This window comes from Micromonospora sp. WMMB235, from assembly GCF_001855515.1.
GTDB classification, from domain to species: Bacteria; Actinomycetota; Actinomycetes; order Mycobacteriales; family Micromonosporaceae; genus Micromonospora; species Micromonospora aurantiaca.
The window spans coordinates 320,568-338,042 of record NZ_MDRX01000001.1 but is presented as its reverse complement, the minus strand read 5'-3'; the positions used below and the strand labels follow the sequence as shown (position 1 = coordinate 338,042).

At 73.7% G+C, this 17,475-nt stretch carries 14 protein-coding genes; 9 read left to right on the top strand and 5 right to left on the bottom strand.

The features are described 5' to 3' along the window. Position 1: 1 nt before the first annotated feature. Positions 2-910 carry an NB-ARC domain-containing protein gene (locus BFV98_RS01210; protein WP_255367953.1) on the bottom strand — a complete coding sequence of 303 codons (909 nt, stop codon included), beginning with the start codon at positions 908-910 and terminating at the stop codon, positions 2-4. 315 nt (positions 911-1,225) lie between these two features. Here BFV98_RS01210 and BFV98_RS01205 point away from each other — a divergent pair, with 315 nt between their 5' ends. Genes BFV98_RS01205 through BFV98_RS01180 form a run of 6 tightly spaced genes read left to right on the top strand, consistent with a single transcriptional unit; the run spans position 1,226 to position 6,335 of the window. Next, positions 1,226-1,606, top strand: a complete 381-nt coding sequence (locus BFV98_RS01205; protein WP_013286951.1) for a cupin domain-containing protein — start codon at positions 1,226-1,228, stop codon at positions 1,604-1,606. Continuing rightward, positions 1,599-2,966, top strand: coding sequence for a class I tRNA ligase family protein (locus BFV98_RS01200; RefSeq protein WP_071094480.1), 1,368 nt, complete (start codon positions 1,599-1,601; stop codon positions 2,964-2,966). The genes BFV98_RS01205 and BFV98_RS01200 overlap by 8 nt, the downstream gene beginning before the upstream one ends. Continuing rightward, positions 2,959-4,002, top strand: coding sequence for an FAD-binding oxidoreductase (locus BFV98_RS01195; RefSeq protein ID WP_030268334.1), 1,044 nt, complete (start codon positions 2,959-2,961; stop codon positions 4,000-4,002). The genes BFV98_RS01200 and BFV98_RS01195 overlap by 8 nt, the downstream gene beginning before the upstream one ends. Further along, complete coding sequence (locus BFV98_RS01190) at positions 4,002-5,261, top strand: lysine N(6)-hydroxylase/L-ornithine N(5)-oxygenase family protein (protein WP_030268332.1); 1,260 nt, start codon at positions 4,002-4,004, stop codon at positions 5,259-5,261. The genes BFV98_RS01195 and BFV98_RS01190 overlap by 1 nt, the downstream gene beginning before the upstream one ends. Continuing rightward, positions 5,252-5,641, top strand: a complete 390-nt coding sequence (locus BFV98_RS01185; protein ID WP_071094478.1) for a hypothetical protein — start codon at positions 5,252-5,254, stop codon at positions 5,639-5,641. The genes BFV98_RS01190 and BFV98_RS01185 overlap by 10 nt, the downstream gene beginning before the upstream one ends. Beyond that, the gene (locus BFV98_RS01180) at positions 5,634-6,335 is read left to right on the top strand and encodes a LysE family translocator (RefSeq protein WP_071094477.1); all 702 of its coding nucleotides are present in this window, start codon (positions 5,634-5,636) and stop codon (positions 6,333-6,335) included. The genes BFV98_RS01185 and BFV98_RS01180 overlap by 8 nt, the downstream gene beginning before the upstream one ends. 59 nt (positions 6,336-6,394) lie before the next feature. Here BFV98_RS01180 and BFV98_RS01175 read toward each other — a convergent pair whose 3' ends face one another. Genes BFV98_RS01175 through BFV98_RS01165 form a run of 3 tightly spaced genes read right to left on the bottom strand, consistent with a single transcriptional unit; the run spans position 6,395 to position 11,467 of the window. Beyond that, a complete protein-coding gene (locus BFV98_RS01175) occupies positions 6,395-7,918 on the bottom strand; it encodes a methyltransferase (RefSeq protein WP_071098706.1) in 1,524 nt (507 codons plus the stop codon). 34 nt (positions 7,919-7,952) lie between these two features. Continuing rightward, the gene (locus BFV98_RS01170) at positions 7,953-9,749 is read right to left on the bottom strand and encodes an ABC transporter ATP-binding protein (protein WP_071094475.1); all 1,797 of its coding nucleotides are present in this window, start codon (positions 9,747-9,749) and stop codon (positions 7,953-7,955) included. Then, a complete protein-coding gene (locus tag BFV98_RS01165) occupies positions 9,746-11,467 on the bottom strand; it encodes an ABC transporter ATP-binding protein (RefSeq protein WP_013476359.1) in 1,722 nt (573 codons plus the stop codon). The genes BFV98_RS01170 and BFV98_RS01165 overlap by 4 nt, the downstream gene beginning before the upstream one ends. Positions 11,468-11,637: 170 nt before the next feature. On the opposite strand from BFV98_RS01165, the gene BFV98_RS01160 reads away from it, so the two are divergent. The 3 genes from BFV98_RS01160 to BFV98_RS33030 all read left to right on the top strand — a co-directional run bounded on the left by BFV98_RS01160 (position 11,638) and on the right by BFV98_RS33030 (position 16,191). Next, positions 11,638-13,629 carry an acyl-CoA dehydrogenase gene (locus BFV98_RS01160; RefSeq protein WP_071094473.1) on the top strand — a complete coding sequence of 664 codons (1,992 nt, stop codon included), beginning with the start codon at positions 11,638-11,640 and terminating at the stop codon, positions 13,627-13,629. 219 nt (positions 13,630-13,848) lie between these two features. Further along, the gene (locus BFV98_RS01155) at positions 13,849-15,099 is read left to right on the top strand and encodes a cellulose-binding domain-containing protein (RefSeq protein WP_030268319.1); all 1,251 of its coding nucleotides are present in this window, start codon (positions 13,849-13,851) and stop codon (positions 15,097-15,099) included. Positions 15,100-15,111: 12 nt separating this feature from the next. After that, positions 15,112-16,191, top strand: a complete 1,080-nt coding sequence (locus tag BFV98_RS33030; protein WP_030268317.1) for a cellulose-binding domain-containing protein — start codon at positions 15,112-15,114, stop codon at positions 16,189-16,191. On the opposite strand, the gene BFV98_RS01145 is transcribed toward BFV98_RS33030, so the two are convergent. Then, positions 16,133-17,233 (bottom strand): LacI family DNA-binding transcriptional regulator, encoded by a 1,101-nt coding sequence (locus tag BFV98_RS01145; RefSeq protein ID WP_030268315.1) that lies wholly within the window; start codon positions 17,231-17,233, stop codon positions 16,133-16,135. The two genes, BFV98_RS33030 and BFV98_RS01145, sit on opposite strands and share 59 nt — an antisense overlap. Positions 17,234-17,475: the final 242 nt, after the last annotated feature.

The window sequence follows — 17,475 nt, the reverse complement described above, 5'->3', positions numbered from 1 at the left end:
CCTACCGGAGCTGGCGGGCCACCTCCGCCAGCGGCAGCCGGGGCTGGACGGCCGCGCGGGCGGCCACCACAGCCAGCGCCCGGGGCACGCCGGCGCAGTGCGCGATGATCTCCCGCACCGCCGCGCGCTCGGCGGTGAGGCGACGCTCGCCGAGGCGGGCGGCCAGCAGGTCCCACGCCTCGCCGGCGGCCAGCTCGTCGACCACGACCGGGCACGCGGCCTCGCCGACGACCAGGCCGGTGAGGCGGTCCCGGCTGGTCACGACCACCATGCAGCCGGGTACGCCGGGCAGCAGCGGCCGTACCTGGTCGGCGTCGCGGGCGTCGTCGAGCACGATGAGCATCCGGCGTCCGGCGAGCGCGCTGCGGTAGAGCCCGGTGCGCGCCGCCGGTCCGCACGGGACACCACCGGGTACGTCGAGCGCCTCGATCAGACCGCCGAGCGCCTCGGCCGGCGCCACCGCCGCCCTGCCCGGGCCGCTGCCGCCGAGCTGCACGTGCAGCACCCCGTCGGCGAACCGGGCGGCCGACCGGTGCGCCCAGCGCAGCGCCAGCGCCGTCTTGCCGATGCCGGACCGGCCGGACAGGACGCACACGACGACGCTCGACATCCGCCGCGGTCCCCCGTCGAGCAGCCGGTCGAGTTGCCGCAGTTGTGCGGAACGGCCGGTGAAGCCGGGAATCTCCAGCGGTAGTTGCATGGGGCGGATCCGGGCCGCGGACGCCGGGTGGGCGGGCAGGCCGAGGACCTCACGGAGCAGCCGGACGGTCGCGGGCCGCGGACGGGTCACCCGCGACGACTCCAGGTTGCGGATGCTCCGGACGCTCAGTCCGGTGCGGGCGGCCAACTCCTCCTGTGTCAGGTTGGCCAGTCGCCGGGCGGTAGCGATTTCATGACCCAACGTATCCATGTAGCCGATCACAGCGTCGTCTCCGTACCGGTTCTGGTGGATTCATGCCGGTGGACCACCGAAGCCGAGGCCGCTGAGCGGGCAGTCAGCAGCGACATTGCCGGTGATCTGCCGGTGAAGCTCCTGTTGGCCAGACGAGGTTAAGTCCACAGTGGGTCCGACGCTATCGACCGGAGTCGAATCGACGGTCGACGAGACGGGCCCTTCCCGGCATCGGTGCAGCGTCGCAGAAGCAGCACTTCCGGTCACTCTCCGCAAACCTCAGACCCGTCCGGCGCGGGCCCGGCGGGCAGCGCGCCGACCAGGAGGACGAACATGCGAAGGTACGTCAGCGACACCGCCGAACTCACCGACGAGTACGGCATCCGGATCGGCCGCTGGACGCAGTACCGCGATCTCGGCCCGTTGCCGTTCGACGCCATGTGGTGCGTGATCCCGCCCGGTGGCAGCAGCAGCGAGGACGTCCACCCCGAGGTCGAGTTCGCCGTGGTGACCCGCGGCACGGCCATCTACGAGGCGGGCGGCGAGAAGGTCGAGGTGCCGACCGGTGGCGTGATCCTGCTCGAACCCGAGCAGAGCCACGTCATCCACAACCCCTCGCCGGAGCAGCCGCTCACCATCCTCAGCATCTACTGGATGCCCCGGCCCGACGACGCGGCGCAGGCCGGCGCGGACGACGGAGCCGGCCGTGACTGACGGGGCGGCCACCTCCCCCGGCGCGGTGCTGGTGGTGACGCCGCCACCGACGCCGAACGGGCCGCTGCACCTCGGGCACCTCAGCGGCCCGTACGTCGCCGGGGACGTCGCGGCCCGCGCGCTGCGTGCCGCCGGCCGGCGGGTGGTGACCCAGTGCGGGCTGGACGCGCACCAGAACTACGTGCCCGCCCGGGCGGAGGCGCTGGGCGAGACCCCGGCGGACACCGCCGCCCGGTACGGGTCGTCGATCCACGCCGCGCTGCGCGCCGCGCGCATCCGGTACGACGTCATGGCCGACCCGCTGGCCGACGAGGGCTACCGCCGGGTGGTCGCACGCCTGCTCACCGAGCTGGTGGAGGCGAAGGTGGTGGAGGTCGCCCCGGTGTCGCTGCGCGCGTGCGCGGCCTGCGGGCGGACCCTGCACCACGTCCGGGTCGCCGGGCGCTGCCCGGCCTGCGGCGCCGGCGCGAACGGCGGCACCTGCGAGGGCTGTGGCGGGTTCTGCACCGCCGCGAACCTGGCCGGCGCGCGGTCGACCTGCTGCGACGCCGCACCCGAACCGGTCACCCGCACGGTCCCGGTGCTGCGGCTCGACGAGCACCGGGAGCGGCTGGCCGAGTTCTGGTCCCGCGCGGTGCTGCCGCCCCGGCTGCGGCGCCTCGTCGCGTCGTACCTCGACGGCGGGCTGCCGGAGGTGCCGCTGGCGTACCCGACGGACTGGGGCATCGAGTGGGACGACGGCCTGCGCATCGACGTCTGGGCGGAGATGGCCCTGGCCAACCTGGTGCTGCCCGCCCGCCACCTGCGGCCGGACGCGGACACGCTGGCCGGGTACCTGGACGCGTGGCGGGACGTGGACGAGCAGTGGATCTTCCTCGGGGTCGACAACGCGTTCTACTACGCGCTGCTCATCCCGGCCCTGCACCTGGCCGCCGGGCTGCCCGACCGGCCGACCGGGCTGGTCGTGAACGAGTTCTACCGGCTCACCGGCGCCAAGTTCTCCACCAGCCGCGAGCACGCGATCTGGGCGCACGAGTTCCTGGCCACCGAGGACCCGGCTGTGGTCCGGGCGTTCCTGAGCTGGGACCGGCCGGACAGCTACGAGTCGGACTTCCGCCCGGAGGCGTACGAGGCGTTCGCCGCCCGGTACGCCGCGACCCTGGCCGGCACCACCGCCGGCCTGGACGGCGTCCTGGCCGACACCGAACTGACCCGCGGCGAGCAGGCGCTGCGCCTGGACCACTTCGACCCCGCCACCGCGGTCCGGGCGGCGCTGGCCGCGTACCCCGGTGCGCCGGAGCGGGCGGCCCGCCTGCTCGGCGTCGTCGGCGGCGCGGAACCGGCGGGTTCGGATGGGTGAGCCGCGCGTGCTCGTCGTCGGCGCGGGCATCAGTGGCGTCCTGCTCGCCCGGCGGCTGCGGGACGCGGGCGCCGACGCGGTCCTGATCGGCCCGCACGGCGGCGGCGCGGCCGGGCGGCCCGCCGACGCGACGGCCGCGTCCGGCGGACTGGTGCGTGCCTTCGAGCCCGATCCGGCCGCCCGGTCCCTCGCCGCCGCGAGCCTCGCCGAACTGCTGGCCGATCCGTCCCTCGCGACAGCGGCCGGGTGGCGGCGGACCGGCTCGCTCTACCTGCTCGACGCCCGGGCGGCGGCCGGCGTGGACGGCGCCGAGGTGCTGACCCGGGCCGAGATCGCCGACCGGTTCGGCTTCGCCGGGCTCCCGGACGGCACGGTGGGGATCTGGGAGGACCGGGCCGGCTACCTGGACCCGGACCGGCTGCGCCGGACCGTCCTGCGTGGCCTCGGCCGGACCGAGACCACACCGGTGGCCCGCCTCGACGACCGCGTGGTCGAGCTGCGCGACGGCCGCCGGCTCACCGGCGACCTCGTCGTCGTGGCCGCCGGGGCCTGGACCCCGCGTCTGCTGGGCGCCGCCGGGCTGCCGACCTCGCTGCGCACCAAGCACATCCAGTACGCCCACCACGTCACCGGCCGCGCCGAGCTGCCGTGCTTCGTGGACGAGACCAGCGGCCTCTACGGCCGGCCGGCCGGTCCGGGGCGGGTGCTGCTCGGGCTGCCCAGCGACAGGTGGGACGTCGACCCGCCGTCCCCCGAGCCGGACGCCGCACTGGCGGCACGGGTCCTGACCGTGGCGGCACGGAGGCTGCCCGGCCTGGACCCGCGACCGGCCGGCCCGCCGGTGAGCGCCACCGACTGCTACAGCGAACCCGCCGGGCTGGCCCTGCGCCACGTGGCCGGCGCGGTGCACACCTTCACCGGCGGCAGCGGCGGCGCCGCCAAGACCGTCCTGGCCGCCAGCCGGCTCGCCGCCACCGCCCTGCTGAACACCCGAACCGCGATCCCTGTCCCCCACGGCCAGACAGAGGCAGACTGATGACGCAGACCTTTCACACAGTGGGAATCGGCGCCGGGCCGGCGAACCTGAGCCTCGCGGCGATGTACGACACCCTCGCGCCGCACGACATTGCGCTGTTCGAGGCCCGCGACCGGCCGGGCTGGCACGACGGGATGCTGCACAGCGGCGTCCGCATGCAGACCGGCTGGGTCAAGGACCTGGTCTCGCTCTACGACCCGACCCACCCGCTGTCGTTCCTCAACTACCTGGTCACCACCGGCCGGGTGTACGCCCTGCTGGGCGCCGGGTTCGACACCATCCCCCGGATCGAGTACCAGCAGTACCTGGTGTGGGCGGCGGGCCGGCTGCCGCGCATCACGTACGGCACCCGCGTCGACCGGGTCGAGTTCGACGGCGCGCTGGTGAGCCGCAGCGGCGGTGCGGAGGTCGCCCGCTCCCGGCACCTGGTGCTCGGCAGCGGGACCGTCCCCTTCGTACCGGAGTTCCTGGACGCCCTCGACCCCCGGCACCTGTTCGTCGCCGACGAGCTGCACCAGCGCCTCGCCACGGTGCCGGACGAGCCGGACCTGCCGTGGATCGTGATCGGCAGCGGCCAGACCAGCGCGGAGTGCGTCGCGGCGCTGCTCGCCCGCGGGTGCCGCGACATCAGGTGGATCGGGCGGCGGTCGTGGTTCGCCCCGCTGGAGGACTCCCCGTCGGCGAACGACCTGTACCGGCCCGCCTACCAGGAGGCGTTCCTCACCCTGTCCCGGGACGTGCGGGAACGGCTCGTCTCCGGTCAGATCCTGACCAGCGACGGCATCTCCCCGGGCACGTTGCGCGGCGTCTACCAGCACAACTACGAGGAGCGGCTGCGCACCGGCCGGTTCCCGGTGACGATCATGCCGAGCCGTACCGTGACCGGCGCCCGGCAGCTCGACGGGGAGGTCGAGCTGGAGTGCCTGACCGCCGGCAGCGGCGAGGAACGGCACCGGGCGGTGAACCTCGTCGTCGCGGCGGGACGCCGGCAGGCGCCGCTGCCCTTCGACCCGGAGCTGACCGCGCTGATCGACCTGGACGAGCGCGGTGAGCCGGTCATCGAGTCGGACTACTCGATCCGGTGGAAGCACGCCGACGACCACAAGATCTTCGTGCTGAACCGGGGGCGGTACGTCCAGGGGCTCGTCGACTCCAACCTGAGCATCCTGCCGATCCGCAGCGCGATGATCCTCAACTCGATCGCCGGCCGCACGGTCTGCCGGTTCCGCGACGACTACCTGAGCACCCGATGGGCGTGAGCGCGATGACATCGTTCGACTACGACGACCGGATCTTCGTCTCCGTCGACCACGCCGGTGACGCCGACCCGTTGCGGGGGCACTACCACCAGCGCGGCGACCTGGTCTGGGCGGAGATCTCCGGCGGCCCGGTACGGCACGGACGGCTCGCCGGCACCTGCGACGCGCAGGGCGTGGTGCGTTTCGCGTACGTGGAGGTGCTCACCGACGGCAGCATCGTGGTCGGCGAGTGCGAGTCGCGGCCCGAGCGGCTGCCGGACGGCCGGATCCGGCTGCGCGAGCAGTGGCGCCGGCACGGGCCGCGCCGCGACAGCGGCGTCTCCGTCATCGAGGAGGCCGCCCCGGCCCGCATCGAGGCGAGGGAGGAGCAGCGTGTCTGACATCCAGATCGTCAGCTTCGTCGCGGCGAGCCTGCTCATCATCATCGTGCCGGGCGTCGACTTCGCCCTGGTCACCCGGCAGACCGTGCGGTACGGGCGGCGGGCCGGGTTCGTGGTGCTGGCCGGGCTGTTCGCCGCCGCCCTGGTGCACGCCTCGCTCGCCACCGCCGGCCTGTCCGCCCTGCTGGTGTCCTCGCCGGCGCTCTACACGGTGCTGCGGGTCGCCGGCGCGCTGTACCTGCTCTACCTGGGCGGCACCATCCTCTGGGCCACCCGGCCACGACGGGCGACGGCCCCGGCCGCGCAGCCGGTCACCGTGGGCGCGGGCGGCCCCGGGCCGGACGTGGACACCGGCCCGGTCGCCGCGCCGGAGACGGTGGCCGCCGACGAGCCGCACGTGGCCCGGCGCTCGTTCGTCATGGGCGTCACCAGCCAGCTGCTGAACGTCAAGGTGGTCGTCTTCTACGTCTCGTTCGTGCCGCAGTTCGTCAAGCCCGGCGACGGCGCGGCGGCCCGTACGGCGGTGCTGGCCGCCACGTTCATCGGCCTCGCCGTGCTGTGGTGGGCCTGCTACATCCTGCTCATCGACCGGTTGCAGCCCTGGCTGACCCGGCCGTCGGTGCTGCTGGTGATCGAACGGCTGACCGGGCTGATCCTGATCGTCCTGGCGGTACGGATCGCGCTGAGCCACTGAAGCACGCCACGGCGCCCGCCGGCCCGGCCGTCCAGCCGGTCCGGCGGGCGCTCGTGGTGTCAGGCGTTGCGCGGGCGGTGGGCGACGGTGAGGACGTGGGTGGTCGGCCAGTCCAGCGGCCGGCCGTCCAGGTCGGTGAGGGACGCGACCGGTGCGATCCGGTTGTCGATCACCCAGTCGTTGCGGACCGGCGCCGAGGCCGGGCCGATCTCGAAACCGGCCTCGGTGAGCAGCGCCGTCCAGTCGGCGAAGCTCAGGCCGCAGAACTGCTCCTTCGTCTCCGACAGCCAGTTGTCGGTGTAGTCCTTGCGGGTCAGGTAGTCCATCGCCGCGCCCAGGCCGAGACGTACCGCGCCGTCGGCCAGCGGCTCGTACGCGAAGCCGAACGCGAAGTCCACCGCGAACTGGTCCAGCCGGGCCCGCGTCGACAGTCCGGAGACGTACCGCCGGACCTCGGCCGAGGTCAGGTCGGCGAGATCCCGGCGCGGCGAGGCGGGGTTGTCCCCGTCGTCGGTGGTCAGCCGCAGGATCACCGGCCGGTCCGGCTCGTCCGGCCCGCACACGTCGCTGTTGATCCAGACGCCGCCGGGCACCGTGTGGTCGTGGATGCGGCGGGCGAACTGGAGCAGCGACTCCCGCTGCCGCCCGTACGACCAGATCTCGTGGGTCAGCGCGAAGGTGAGCGTGGTGTCCACCGACCGGTCCTTGAACACCGCGCCGCCGAGGACGTTGCGGTGGAAGAAGTACACGTTGGCGTTACGGAACACGCCCTGCGCCTTCTTGTGCAGGCACTCCTGGTAGAGGTGGCGGGCCACCTCCACACCGATCAGGTCGCTCTCGCGCAGCGCGGCCTCCCGGTCGGCCAGTTCCAGGACGGCGCCCGCGCCGCAGCCGATGTCCACGATGCGTCCGGGCTGCACGTGCCGGCGCACCGAGTCCCACTTGCGTTGGGCGGCCGAGGCGAACGCCTCCACGTAGGTGCGGTAGTCGCGGGTCACGGTGAGGCCGCCCTCGTCGCCGACGAGCGGGTCGTTCACCACCGACCGGATCGCCTCGACCAGGCGGTAGCGCTCGAACACGTCGATCGTCGCCGGGTGGGTGAGCGTCCGCCAGCTCTCGTCACCGGCGGCCAGGCGCAGCAGCACGTCCCACGGCCGTTCCGGCGTCCCGGGCAGGTCCGGATCCGCCTCGACCAGCGCGATCCCGAAGCCGAGGCGCTCGTACAGCTTGGCGACCTCCGGGGTGGAGCAGGCCACCACCGTGTCGGCGGGCGTGAGTTCGAGCCCGGTGGCCACCGCGATGCTCTTGAGCGTGACCTCGGCGAACGCGTCGGTGTACGCGGTGTCGAAGATCGGCACGGCCAGCGAGCGCAGCCCGCTGAGCACGCTGAACCGCTCGATCGCGGCCTCCCGCCTGTGGTACGCGACGGGGTTGCGCCTGGTGTTCTCGTGGTTGGCCGACGTCACCGCCCAGACCACTGTGGCCTCGTCGCCGGAGAGCCGGCGCAGGTAGTCGGCCTGGAACCGGGTCAGCAGGTGGTGCCGCCCCGGGAACAGCACGAAGCGGGTCGGCAGGTCGGTCATGGTCACCTCGCCTGGGCGGTACAGCGGTCGGTGATCATACCGGGACGCGCCAGGAACGCCAGAGATGGCCGTACCGGCCGTCGGCGGCCAGCAGCTCCTCGTGCGTGCCCTGCTCCACGATCCGGCCGTGGTCGAGCACGACGATCCGGTCCGCGCTCACCGCCTGGCTGAGCCGGTGCGCCACGATCAGCGTGGTCCGCCCCTGCGTGGCCGCGAGGGCCGCCCGGTCCAGGTCGCGGGCCCCGGCGCTGCCGGCCTCGGCTGTCGCCTCGTCCAGCACGGCGACGGCCGGCGCGGTGAGCACCAGCCGGGCCAGGGCCACCTGCTGGGCCTGGGCGGCGGTGAGCCGGTGGCCGCCCTCGCCCACCGGCGTCGCCAGCCCGTCGGGCAGGGCACGCAGCCAGGTGGTGGCGCCGACCCGTTCCAGCGCGTCGAGCAGCTCGGCGTCGGTCGCGTCCGGTGCGGCCAGGCGCAGGTCCTCGGCGATCGGCCCGGCGAAGACGTGCACCTCCTGGCTGACCAGTGCGACGTCGCGCCGGGACGTGGCCTCGCCCGTCCCGGTCAGCGGCGCGCCGTCGAGGCGTACCGATCCGTCGGTGGGCGCGATGATCCCGGCGGCGATGCCGGCGAGCGTGCTCTTGCCCGCGCCGCTGGCGCCGACCAGCGCGACCCGCTCCCCCGGCGCCAGGCGCAGTTCGACGTCGGCGAGCACCAGCGGCCCGTCGTCGTAGTGGTGCCGGCGCACCGTGACGTCCAGCGCGGCCGGGCCGCGCGGGCTGGCGGGCGGGGCGGCCGGGCCGGAGGCGGTGGCCGGGCCGGTGTCGGGCAGGTTCGCCACGCCGACCAGCCGGGCGAGGCTCGCGCCGGCCTGCAGCACCGAGTCGGACTCCAGCAGCAGCAGGCCGATCGGGTTGAACAGGCGGTGGAAGTAGAGCGCGGCGGTGGTCGCCGCGCCGACGGTTACCAGGTCGTCGCGGACCAGGAGGAACCCGGCCACGAGCACGGCGGCCAGGCCGAGGAACTCCGACCTGTTGATCCGCAGCCCGAAGCGGGTGTGCAGGTTGAAGATCTCCAGCGACAGGTCGCGCGCCACGCCGGACCGCTCGGCGATGGCCGCCACGTGCGCGTCCTCGGTCCGGTACGCGCGCACCGTCGCCGCGCCGCGCAGCGCGCCGGCCATCGCCTGCGTCCGCTCGCCGGTGGCGACCCGCTCGCGGGCGTAGTAGGGCGCGGAGCGCCGCAGGTACCAGCGCAGCGCCAGCGCGTACGCGGGCGCTGCTAGCAGCCCGGCGAGGCCGAGCCGCCAGTCCAGCGCGACCAGCCCGAACACGGTGAGCACCACCGACAGCAGCGCGCCGACGAACGCCGGGCCGCTCACCGCGATCACGTTCGTCACCACCGCCACGTCGTCGCCGACGCGGGCCAGCAGGTCGCCGGTGCCGGCCCGCTCCAGCGTCGCGGACGGCAGGTGCAACGCGCGGTCGAGGACGCGCTCGCGCAGCCGGGCCAGCACCGTCTCGCCGAGCCGGGACGCGAGCGCGGCGCCGAGCGCCGTGAGCAGGCCGGTGAACACGGCGGCGCCGGCGATCACCGCCACCCGGCCGGCGATCCGGGAGACCGGGGCGTCGGCGATGACGTCGTCGACCAGGCGGCCGAGCACCCAGGGCGCGACCAGGCCACCCGCGGCGGCGACGACGAGCACGGTCGCCGCGGCGGCGCTGAGGCCGGGCCGGGCGCGGAACTGGGCGCCGAGCGTCGTCCAGGTCTGCCGGGCGGACGCGACAGGCAGCAACGTCCGGCCGGGTTCGGCGGTACGCGGGTCAGCGGTCACCGCAGTGTCTCCTCGCGGTAGCGGGCGTCGGAGGCCAGCAGGTGCTCGTGCGGTCCCTCGGCGGCCACCCGGCCGTCGGCGATCACCACCACCCGGTCGGTGATCCGCAGCAGGGCCGGGCTGCTGGTGATCAGCAGGGTGCCCCGGGGCCCCACCCGGCGCGTTTCGGCCAGTCCGTCGGCGAGCTGCGCCTCGGTGGCGGCGTCGACAGCGGTGGTGGGATCGTGCAGCACCAGCACGGGCGGGTCGGCGTGCAGCGCCCGGGCCAGCCCGAGCCGCTGGCGCTGGCCGCCGGAGAGGTTCGCGCCCCGCTCGACGAGCCGGTGGTCGAGGCCGCCGGGGTGTGCGTCCACGACGTCCTGGGCCGCGGCCGCCCGGACGGCGGCGTGCAGCCGCGCCTGGTCGGCCGGGGCGCCGGCGGCGAGGTTGGCCGCCACCGTGCCCTCGAAGAGCGTCACGTCGTGCGGCTCGACGAGCACGGTGCCGCGCAGCGCGTCGACGTGCAGGTCGTCGGCGGGCACGCCGTCGACACGCACGGTGCCCCGGCACGCGTCCGGCGACACCCGCCCGGACAGCAGCGCCACCAGCGCTTCGGCGTCGGCCGGGTCGTACGCGAGCACGCCCACCACCTCGCCGGGGCCGACGCGCAGGTTCACCCCGTCCAGTCCGGCGTGCCCGACGTCGTCGAGGGCCAGCCGTGGCCCGTCCGGGTGGGCCGGCGCCGACGCGTCGCCGGGCCGGGTCAGCGGCTCGGCGCCGAGCACGCGCGCCACCCGGGCGGCGGAGGCGCGGGCCATCGCGAACAGTTGCACGCACCAGCCCATGGTCTGCACCGGCTCGGCCACGAACTGCGCGAGTCCGACCACTGTGACCAGCTCGCCGATGGTGAGCCGGCCGCGCAGGGCGAGCCAGCCGGCCACCCCGGCGACCGCCGCGAGGAACAGGCCGTTGGCGGCGGTGGTGAGCCCGAGATGCAGTCCCTTGGTGTTGGCGGCGCGCAGCGTCACCGCGAGCGCGTTGCGGCTGGCGGCGGCGTACCGGCCGGCGGCGTGGTGCTGGGCGCCGATGCCGCGCAGCACGCGCAGGCCGGAGACGAGGTCCACGGCGAGCGCCGTAGTCTCCGCGAGGGCCTCCTGCTGGGAGGTGCTGCGCCGGGACAGCAGCGGCGCCATCCGTTGCAGTACGAGGACCAGCACCGGTACGCCGACGAGCACGCCGAGCCCGAGGGGGATGTCGATGACCAGCAGCGCGGTCGCCGCGACGGTCAGCGCGGTCACCGCGGCGACACCGAATCCGGCGACCCGCACCACGAGCGCGGAGAGTTCGGCGTCGGAGGCGGCGACCGAGAGCAGTTCGCCGTCGCGCAGGCCGGAACGGTGTCCGCGCGGGTCGAGCGCGCGCTCGGCGATCTCCACCCGCAGCAGGTGCGCCTCCCGCTCCACCGCCGCGAACGCCTGGCGGGCGCCGTTGCGGTAGGCGAACGCGAGCACGGCGAACAGGGCCGCGAGGCCGGCGACCGAGTACGCCAGCGCCCACGGGTCACCGGTCACCACGGCGCGGTCGATGATGACGCCGATCGCCACCGGCACGAGCGCCTCGGCGACCTGGTGCAGGCCGAGCAGCGTGACGCCGATCAGCACCGGCCGTCGCTGGCGGCGCAACGCCTGACGCAGCACGTACCGGGCCGTGACGGCGCCGCCGGCGGGATGCGGGGACACGAGGGGTTGCCTCCAGTGCTCGAAGTGAGGACAGCCTAACCTCAGCCTCCGGGGTGGCCGAGGCGGGTGGCACGGCTCACCACAGCCTCCGCCAGCGGGGCACGGTGACCGCCGGTAATGTTGATCAGGCCGAGAGTGCACCCATATGTCCGCTGCCCCGAGGAGCGACCATGCTCGATCACGCGTCCGGCCGAATCGACATCGCCCGCCTTCAGGAGACGCTCGACGGACCGTGGGCCGAGGTCCGCCAGGCCCACCGCAAACACCTCGACGAACGCTTCCTCCCGGTCTACGGCGAGTCCGGCGACCAGGCACGCGAGCGGATCACGCGGCTGCTCGGCGAACTCCCGGTCGAGCTGGGCATCGCCGCGGGCTTCCCGGCCGAGTACGGCGGCCGGTCCGACGTGGGCGCCTCGATCGTCGCCACCGAGATGCTGGCGCAGGTCGACCTGTCACTCATGGTGAAGGCCGGCGTGCAGTGGGGCCTGTTCGGCGGCGCGGTCGCCGCGCTCGGCACGAAGCGGCACCACGACGCCTACCTGCGGGACATCGTCGAGGGCCGGATCTTCGGCTGCTTCGCGATGACCGAGACCGGCCACGGCTCGGACGTGCAGCAGCTGCGCACCACCTGTGTGTACGACCCGCAGACGCAGACCTTCGACCTGCACACGCCGCACGAGGCGGCACGCAAGGACTACATCGGCAACGCGGCCCGGGACGGGCGGATGGCTGTGGTCTTCGCCCAGCTGATCAGCGGTGGGCGCCGGCACGGGGTGCACGCGTGGCTGGTGCCGATCCGCGACGAGCACGGCAACCCGATGCCCGGCGTGACCATCGGCGACGCCGGGCCCAAGGCCGGTCTGCTCGGCGTCGACAACGGGCGGCTCAGCTTCGACCACGTTCGGGTGCCGCGGGACATGCTGCTGGACCGGTACGCGCAGGTGGCCGAGGACGGGACGTACTCCAGCGCGATCGAGAACGACTCCCGCCGGTTCTTCACCATGCTCGGCACGCTGGTGCGGGGCCGGGTCAGCGTGGGCGGCGCCGCATCGGCGGCCACCAAGGCGGCGCTGGCCATCGCGGTGCGCTACGGCGACATCCGCCGTCAGTTCAGTGACGCCGAGGGTGACCGCGAGGTGCTGCTCAACGACTACCTGGCCCACCAGCGCAAGCTGCTGCCCGCGCTGGCCACCACGTACGCGCTGCACTTCGCCCAGACCGAGCTGGTCGCCGCGCTCGACGAGATCCAGGGCGGCGACGGGCCGGTCGACGAGCACCGGCAGCGGGAGCTGGAGTCCCGTGCCGCCGGGCTCAAGGCGGCGCAGACCTGGCACGCCACACGCACCATCCAGGCGTGCCGGGAGGCGTGCGGCGGCGCCGGCTACCTGTCCGAGAACCGGCTGCCCAGCCTCAAGGCCGACACCGACGTGTTCACCACGTTCGAGGGCGACAACACGGTCCTGCTCCAGCTGGTCGCCAAGGGGCTGCTGACCGGCTACCGGGACGAGTTCGGCTCGCTGGACGGCTGGGGGCGCGCCTCGTTCGTCGCCGAGCAGGTACGCGAGATGGTGCTGGAACGCACCGCCGCGCGGGCGCTCATCGCGCGGCTGGTCGGCGCCGTGCCGGGCCGGGACGACGAGGTCGCCGTCACCGACCGGGGCTGGCAGCTCAAGGTGTTCGAGGACCGCGAGGAGCACCTGCTCGACAGCGCGGTCCGCCGCCTGCGCGGTGGCGCCTCCACCAAGAAGGACCGTCCGTTCGACATCTTCAACGACGTGCAGGACCACGTCCTCGCCGTCGCCGCCGCGCACGTCGACCGGGTGACCCTGGAGGCGTTCGTCGCCGGTATCGACGCGACAGCCGACCCGGCGGTCAAGGAGCTGCTGTCCCGGGTCTGCGACCTGTACGCGCTGAGCGTCATCGAGGCGAACAAGGGCTGGCTGATGGAGCACGGCCGGCTCACCCCGGCCCGGTCCAAGGCGATCACCGGCGTGGTGAACGGGCTGCTCAAGGAGCTGCGCCCGTACATGCGCACGCTGGTGGACGGTTTCGCCATCCCGGACGCGTGGCTGCACGCCGCGATCCTGCGGGAGGAGCCGGCACGGCAGGAGACGATGGCCGCCCACGACGCCGCCACCGACCCGCGGTCCGCGCCGGTCTGACCGCCCCGCGGCGCTGATCCGCCGTACCGCCGGATGTGCCCCTGCCGGGGCCGTCCGGCGGTTGCGCGCTGTCCGCCTGCCACGTGGGCCGGTCCTTGACGAAAACCTTTTCGGGCTCCATGGTGGTCGAGAAAGCAATAGATGCTAATCGATTTCACCTAGGACGGCGCGACGGCTGTTCCCGGGCCGCCGCCCCGACCGAGAGGAGAGGAGAGGTCCGTGACATCAGCGAGAGGTGGCGCGCGGCTGGCGGTCGTCCTGGCCGCCACCCTGACCACTGTGGCCGGCGCGGCGCTCGTGGTCACCGGGGCGCAGGCGGCGGCGCCCGGATGCCGGGTCGACTACCGGGTGACCAGCCAGTGGCCGGGCGGATTCGGCGCCGACGTGACGATCGCCAACCTCGGCGACCCGGTCACCGGCTGGACGCTGGCCTGGTCGTACGCGGCCGGACAGACGGTGACGCAGGCGTGGAACGCGAGCGTCAGCCAGAGCGGCACCCGGGTCACCGCGACGAACGCCTCCTACAACGGCTCCCTGGGCACCGGCGCCGCGGCCTCGTTCGGCTTCAACGGCGCCTTCACCGGCACCAACCCGGCGCCCACGTCGTTCACCCTGAACGGAACGGCCTGCACCGGGGCGCCGACCACGCCCGCTCCCACGACGCCCGCGCCGACCACACCGGCGCCCACCCCCACCTCCGGCCCCACCACGCCAACCCCCGGCTCCGGCTGGAACCCGCCGTCGAACCTGGCCGGACCGCTCAACCAGGTCTGGCAGCACGTGGAGCAGACCTACAACAACGGCAACCTGTACGGCTTCCGCAACTACGGCTGGGACCAGCTGTTCGCGAACCGGGGCTACATCAACTACTGCGTCCGATGGGACTCGTCGGCCACCGTGACGGCGGCGCAACGTGACCAGATCCAGGCCGCGCTGGCCCGCCAGTACAAGAAGTGGATGAACGTCCTGGCCGGCCACAACGGCTTCCCCTACACGGACGTACCGGTGAAGGTGGTCGGCTGGGCGGTGCGGGACCGCAACCAGTTGCAGTGGTCCGACAACTCGGTCGACATCTACGTCAACGACATCCGGGAGAACGCGCCGCAGTGCAGCGAGCCGTGCGGCCGGTTCTTCAACCAGAACGGCCAGTACCCGAACTGCCCGGGTGGCGCCGGCCGCCACTACGACCACTCGCTCTGGCTGACCGACGGGTTCGGCGGCGGCGCGGGCGGCGACTGGGGGCAACGGATCGGCCGGGAGTACTTCATGTCCAACCTCGGCAGCGACAACATCCACATCCTGCTGCACGAGATCGGGCACACCTACGGCCTCGACGACTTCTACGACTGGGACCCGCTGCCGGGCCAGGGCTTCGTCATGAAGGCCGGCAGCGCCGCCTCGATCACCGATTTCGACGCCTGGATGCTGCGCGACTGGTGGTGGCACCTCAAGAGCCGCTACGGCTACTGACGGGGGTGCCCGATGCGTGCAAACCCGTTCCGTCTCGCGGCGGCGACGCTCGCCGTGATCCTGGCCGGCGCCGTCGTGGCGACCGGCGGCGCCGGCCACGCGGCCGCCGCGGGCTGCCGGATCGCGTACGCGGTCAGCTCCCAGTGGCCGGGCGGCTTCGGCGCGAACGTGCAGGTCACCAACCTGGGCGACCCGATCAGCGGCTGGACGCTGCGCTGGTCGTTCACGGCCGGGCAGACCGTCACCCAGGCATGGAACGCGACGGTGGCGCAGAGCGGCGCCGCTGTCACCGCGACGAACGTCAGCTACAACGGCGGCCTCGGCACCGGGGCGTCCGCGTCGTTCGGCTTCAACGGGTCCTGGAACGGCTCCGCCAACCCGGCCCCGAGCGCGTTCACCCTCAACGGCGTCGCCTGCACCGGCGGTACGCCGCCGACGTCGGTACCGCCAGCCCCGACCGCCACGCCGGCACCGACCGGGACCGCGCCGCCGCCCGGCGGCACACCGCCGCCGGGCACCGTGCGCGTCTACTGGCTCAAGCCCTCCGACGTCGCGTACGACCAGCGGTGGCCGGACGGCATCGCCGCCGTGATGCGCGAGGCCCAGCGGTACTACCGGCAGGAGCTGGGCCGGACGTTCACACTGAACAACCCGGTGGTGGAGGTGGTCGACGGCGACCACGCCAAGTCCTGGTACGAGAACACCCCGAACGGCTCCGACCGGTACTGGTGGTCGGTGTTCAACATGCAGCAGGAGCTGATGCGCAAGCTGAGCCTGCGCGCACCGGACAACCGCTGGATCAACGTGGGTGAGATCAGCGCCGAGGGTCCGGGCGCCGGGGGTGGCGGCGGTGGCGGCTGGGTGATCCTCTGCCAGCACGACGCCGACGGCGCGGCGGGCGTGAACGGCCCGATGAACCGCTGGTACGGCGGCATGGTGCACGAACTCGGCCACGCGCTCGGGTTGCCGGACTCGACGTCGACGGACGGCACCCCGATGTCGGCCTCGTTCTACGACTATCCGAACACGCACTTCAGCCAGGCACAGAAGAACCAGATCCTCGCCGGCCCGTACGGCGCCTTCCTGTCCTGACGCCCTCCGCCGGCCCGTCCCCGAGCGGGGGCGGGCCGGCGGAGTCCCGGACCACCAGGCGGCCGGGGTGCCGGATGACGCCGCGCGACGGGTTGCCGTCCAGCGCCGCGAACAGGTACTTGACCGCCGTGGCGCCGAGTTGTTCCAGGTTCAGGTCCACTGTGGTCAACGGCGGACGGCAGTCGGTGGCGAAGACCTCCCAGTTGTCGTACCCGACCACCGCCACGTCCTGCGGCGTACGGCGGCCGAGGTCGCGCAGCGCCTCGACCACCCCGGTGGCGATCTGGTCGTTGCCGCAGAAGACGGCGTCCGTGTCCGGCGAGGCGTTGATCACCATGGCCGCCGCCTGCCGGCCCCAGCGTTGCGACCAGTCGCCGTAGCGGGGACCGCCGCCGACCAGCGGCAGACCCGCCTCGCGCAGCACCGCCTCCAGGCCGACCACCCGGTCGCGGGCGGCCCGGTAGGTCTGCGGGCCGGTGATGTGGGCGATGCGGCGGCGGCCCAGCGACACCAGGTGCTCGGCCGCGAGCCGACCGCCGCCCTCGTCGTCGGCGAGGACGGACAGGTCGTCCGGGTCGTCCGACTCGCCGTAGACGTAGACCGCCGGGACGGGCAGGTCGCGGCTCAGCGACGGCCGGATGTCGTTGGAGTCGCCGAGGATGACGAAACCGTCGACCTGACGTGACAACAGCGTCCGGATGTGGTGCTGGCGGCGGATGACGTCGCCGCGGGCGTCGCACAGCAGCACGCACATCCGCTCGTTGCCCAGGGCGTTCTCCACTCCCCTGAGGACGGGGAAGGCGAACCGCTCGCCGAGCGTCTCGGTCAGCAGCCCGATGGTGTGGGAGCGTCCGGAGATGAGCCCCCGGGCCAGCCCGTTCGGCTGGAAGGAGAGCTGCTCGGCGGCCTGCTGCACCCGCCGGCGGGTGGCCGGTGCCACCTCCTCACGGGCGTTGAGCGCCTTGGACGCGGTGGCCACCGACACGCCAGCCAGCTTCGCCACATCCATCAGAGTCACCGACTGCGAACGTCGTCTACGCACCGAGATCCCCTTCGGGCCGGGGCTGGATCACCGAGGCAGCCACCGAGGCGTACCGACTATACCCGACCCCGCGGCCGATTCTGAAAAGGATTTCGAGCACCGCGCCTGCGCCGGCCACCACCGGCGTGTACCGCCGGCCCGCCCGCCGACACCTCTCGCCCGAAAGCTTTTCGGACGATCGGCGCACGGCCGGCACCCCGTCTGCCGCACACCGAACGGCTCCCGGGCTGCGCAGAGGATTG

What these genes read in the sequence shown, in the direction of transcription:
- BFV98_RS01210 (WP_255367953.1), bottom strand. Translation starts at nt 910, where the DNA reads ATGGATACGTTGGGTCATGAAATCGCTACCGCCCGGCGACTGGCCAAC.
- BFV98_RS01205 (WP_013286951.1), top strand. Translation starts at nt 1,226, where the DNA reads ATGCGAAGGTACGTCAGCGACACCGCCGAACTCACCGACGAGTACGGC.
- BFV98_RS01195 (WP_030268334.1), top strand. Translation starts at nt 2,959, where the DNA reads ATGGGTGAGCCGCGCGTGCTCGTCGTCGGCGCGGGCATCAGTGGCGTC.
- BFV98_RS01190 (WP_030268332.1), top strand. Translation starts at nt 4,002, where the DNA reads ATGACGCAGACCTTTCACACAGTGGGAATCGGCGCCGGGCCGGCGAAC.
- BFV98_RS01185 (WP_071094478.1), top strand. Translation starts at nt 5,252, where the DNA reads ATGGGCGTGAGCGCGATGACATCGTTCGACTACGACGACCGGATCTTC.
- BFV98_RS01175 (WP_071098706.1), bottom strand. Translation starts at nt 7,918, where the DNA reads ATGACCGACCTGCCGACCCGCTTCGTGCTGTTCCCGGGGCGGCACCAC.
- BFV98_RS01160 (WP_071094473.1), top strand. Translation starts at nt 11,638, where the DNA reads ATGCTCGATCACGCGTCCGGCCGAATCGACATCGCCCGCCTTCAGGAG.
- BFV98_RS33030 (WP_030268317.1), top strand. Translation starts at nt 15,112, where the DNA reads ATGCGTGCAAACCCGTTCCGTCTCGCGGCGGCGACGCTCGCCGTGATC.